This is a genomic window from Roseixanthobacter psychrophilus (assembly GCF_043195195.1).
Classification (GTDB): domain Bacteria; phylum Pseudomonadota; class Alphaproteobacteria; order Rhizobiales; family Xanthobacteraceae; genus NCEH01.
Window position 1 is genome coordinate 1 of the sequence record NZ_JBAFWT010000098.1, and the last position, 3638, is coordinate 3638.

4 protein-coding genes and 1 pseudogene are annotated in these 3638 nt (G+C 69.9%); all 5 read right to left on the reverse strand.

Annotated elements, in window-relative coordinates; all coding sequences use genetic code 11:
• Positions 1–38: 38 nt before the first annotated feature.
• The gene (locus tag V5F77_RS28320; RefSeq protein WP_394025594.1) at positions 39–878 is read right to left on the reverse strand and encodes a universal stress protein; all 840 of its coding nucleotides are present in this window, start codon (positions 876–878) and stop codon (positions 39–41) included.
• 43 nt (positions 879–921) lie between these two features.
• The gene (locus V5F77_RS28325) at positions 922–2151 is read right to left on the reverse strand and encodes a multidrug effflux MFS transporter (protein WP_429008396.1); all 1230 of its coding nucleotides are present in this window, start codon (positions 2149–2151) and stop codon (positions 922–924) included.
• Positions 2152–2227: 76 nt separating this feature from the next.
• Entirely contained in the window at positions 2228–3178 is a 951-nt protein-coding gene (locus tag V5F77_RS28330) for an efflux RND transporter periplasmic adaptor subunit (protein WP_429008397.1), read from the reverse strand.
• Positions 3175–3381: a DUF1656 domain-containing protein gene (locus V5F77_RS28335; RefSeq protein WP_394260312.1), complete on the reverse strand. Its 207-nt coding sequence runs from the start codon at positions 3379–3381 to the stop codon at positions 3175–3177. The genes V5F77_RS28330 and V5F77_RS28335 overlap by 4 nt, the downstream gene beginning before the upstream one ends.
• A gap of 20 nt (positions 3382–3401) precedes the next feature.
• A pseudogene (locus V5F77_RS28340) lies at positions 3402–3638 on the reverse strand (FUSC family protein); the annotation flags it as partial.

Here is a 3638-nt window from a genome sequence, read left to right on the forward strand (position 1 = left end):
CTAGGCCCACTCACACCATTGCCCGGATCTCCTGCTGCTCAATGGGAAATGAGCAAAGGGATCGGCGACTGCGCCAGGAGCGAACGCGTCACGCCGCCGAGCATGATCTCCCGGGCGCGGGCATGACTGTAAGCGCCGAGCACGATCATGTCGTGCTCATTGGACGCAGCGTATTCCAAGATGACCTCGGGGATCGCTCGCCCGTGTGACTGCACGGGATCGACGGTCAGGCGTACACCGTGGCGCAACAGGAACATGGCGACTTCCATCCCCGGCTCCTCTCCCGCGGGGATGGTCGCCTGCGGATCCACGATAAGCACCGTCACCGATGAAGCGAGCGCCAGCAGAGGCAGGGAATCGCCGATGGCCCGGCGCGATTCCCGGCTTGCATTCCAGCCGATGAGAATGCGCTGTGGCGGTTCCATGTTGCGCCAGTTCTCCGGCACGAGCAGGAAGGGGACGCCGGTCGCAAGTTGCACGACATCGGCTGGCGGCCCGTCGTCGAGCCAGGAGTCCTTCGGAGATGCAGCGACGACGAGATCCGCGTGCAGGGCGCCGAGGCGGCGTTCATCTTCTCCGCGGGGAGCGTGGACACGGAACTCGCAACGCACATCCTGCCGGGCGGCGTGCTTTTCGAAGATGTCCCGCGCGTCGCGGATCATGTCGTCCTTGCGGGCTTGTTGATGGTGCAGAAGGTTGGCGATCGCCGCTTGCCCGCGGACATGGGAGGCAGCCAGCCCCCCGCCGATGTCCGGGGGAAGCAGGAATATTCCGATGAGGTGCGCGCCGTGGCGCCGCGCGAGATTGGTCGCATAGTCCACCCGCGTTTCGCGCGACGGACTGGTATCAATGAGAACAGCGATTGTCTTGATATCCATGGATCTTACCCTGTGATGCCCATTCGCTGTATCGGTGGCTGCTCTACGAAGCCGCGCGCCTTGGTCGCCCGGCTATCCAGAAGGCCGCTTGAGCGATGATGCCGGAGCCGGCAAGCACAAGAGCGGCGGCGAGCGCGGGGTCGGATCCGACACCGGCCAAGGCCGTGCACAGGGCGCCGACCGCCATCTGCATGGCGCCGTAGAGGCCCGAGGCGGAGCCGGCGACGCGGGGATTGACGCTGAGGGCCTCAGCCAGCGCGGCGGGGGCCGCGGTGCCCACGCCCACGGAAAATATGAACACGGTGGCGATGGCCAGGGGCACGGTGAGCTGATCCGACAGCACGACGGCGAGCAGGATGAAGGCGGCCGCCACGCTGACCCCATTGGCGCCCACCAGCAGGCGGCCGACGGAAACACGGGCGATGAGCCGGCTCGCCAGCATGCTGCCCACCCACACCCCCAGGACCAGGAGGGCGATATAGCCCCCGACGCTGGCCGTGGGCTGGTGCAGTTCGCCGGTGAAGATGAAGGGGGCCGCCGCGACGAAGCCATAGAGGGAGGTGGTGGCGCAGCCGCCGCCCACCGCATAGCCCCAGAAGGCGGGCGCCCGCAGCAGTTGGCCATAGCCCTCCATTAGACCGATGGCGGCGCCTTCGGTTGCCCGTCCGGTCTCCGGGAGAAGACGCCAGGCGAGCAGGAGGTTGACCACGCCGAGCAGGGTCAGGGCGATAAAGATGGAGCGCCATCCCGCCGCATCGGCGAGAAAGCCGCCCACCAGCGGCGCCGCGCCCGGACCGACGGTGATCATGAGATTCATCAAGGCGAGGCGCCGGGTGGTGTCCGCCGGCGCCGAGGTGTCGCGCACGATGGCGCGCGCGAGCACGAGGCCGGCGCAGCCGCCCAGCGCCTGGAACAGCCGGGCGGCGATGAGGGCGTTGACGCTCGGCGCCAGCATCGCCGCGAGGCCGGCGACGGTGTAGAGCGAGAGCCCCGCCAGCAGGACGGGCCGGCGCCCGAACCGGTCGGCGAGAGGCCCGTAGACGAGCTGCCCGCCGGCGAGGCCGAGGATGTAGAGGCTGATGGTGAGCTGCATGGCCGCCATCCCGCCGCCGAGATCCTGCTGGGCGACGGGCAGCGCCGGCACGAAGACGTGCATGGCGAGGGTGCCGGAGAAGGCCAGGAGCGCCAGCAGCCAGAGCGGCGCCCTCCGGTGGGGCGGCTCACCCCCTTTCAGCTGTTCTGATGCCGGCGGAGCACTCAGCGGAGCATTCATGGCATTTCGTCCTCGCGCCGCGGCCGAAGGCGGAGCGGTCCTTGCGGCCACCCGCCGGCAGCAAGGCGCACCGCTCTCACCGGACCGGCCGGGAGGCTTGCGCGGACCGGGCGTCCGGCGTGTCCGCGAGCACGGCCTTGCCGGCCGCGGGGGAGATGGGCTTGATTTCCACGGTGGCGGTGAGGCCGGCCACGAGGCGGATGTCGGGCGGCACGTCCTCCAGGGCGATGCGCACCGGCACGCGCTGGGCGAGGCGCACCCAGTTGAAGGTCGGATTGATGTTGGCGAGGAGGCCGGTGCCGGCCGTGCGCTCGCGGTCCTCGATGGCCGCCGCGACGCTCTGCACCCGACCGCGCAGCAGGGTCGGCTCGCCCATCAGGCGGATCGTGACGGGATCGCCCACATGGATGCGCGGCAGCTTGGTCTCCTCGAAATAGCCCTCGACCCGAAGCGAATCCGTATCCACCAGGGCCACCACCGCCTTGCCAGTGGAGACGTAGTCGCCCCGCCGCAGCTCCAGATTGGTGACGATGCCGTTGGCTGGCGCCTTGATCTCCGAGCGCTCGAGGTTGAGCCGGGCGAGGTCGCGCTCGCTCACCGCCTGCTGGTAGGCCGCGTCGGCCTGGGTGAGGGCGGTCTGGGCCTGCTCGGCGTTCTGCGGCGAGACCACCTGCCGCTCGCGCAACTGCGTGTAGCGTGCGAGGTCGCGCTTGGCCTGCTCCAGCGTCGCGGCGCGGCCCTCCACCGCAGCCTCCGCCTGCTTCAGGGCGATGGCGAAGCGCTCGCGGTCCACCCGGAACAGGGCGTCGCCCTTCTTCACCGCGGCGTTGTCGCGGACCAGCACCTCGCTCACGAGACCGGAGACGTCGGGAGCGATGCCGACCACGTCGGCGCGCACGCGGGCGTCCCGCGTCCAGGGGGCGTTCATGTAGGTGTCCCAGAGCGCGCGGCCCACGAGACCGGCGCCCGCGACCACCATGAGAGTGACGCATATGCGGACCCACTTCGCGACATCGATCTTCATCATGCGATCCGTTGGAGAAGGACATAGCCCGCGCCGGTCACGAGCACGAACACGGAGAGGTCGAACAGTGCCCGGTGCCAGATGAGGCGGCCGAGCCCCACCTGGCTGACGAGGCGGGAGAGGAGCCGCGTGACCGCCATGGCGGCGAGCGCGAGGAGGAGAAAGGTCGGCACGTAGACGCCGAAGATGTCGAGTTCCGCGGGCAATTGGGGTCTCCTCGGGCGTCTCACTCGGCCGCGAGCAAGGGTGGGGCATCGGCGGGGCGCGCGGGCGGCAGGAGGGGCGCCGCGGCCTCGGGGAACAGGGCCTGCCTGAGGCCGACCAGCGCCTGCAGGGCATTATCCGCCGCCTGCCCGGCGCGCTGGGCAAGCACGGCGCGGATCGCCTCGTCCACATGGTCCAGAAGGCCGGCGGGCGGCAGCAGCACCGCGCCGGCCTTCTGCTGCGTTCGGAAATGCCCGGC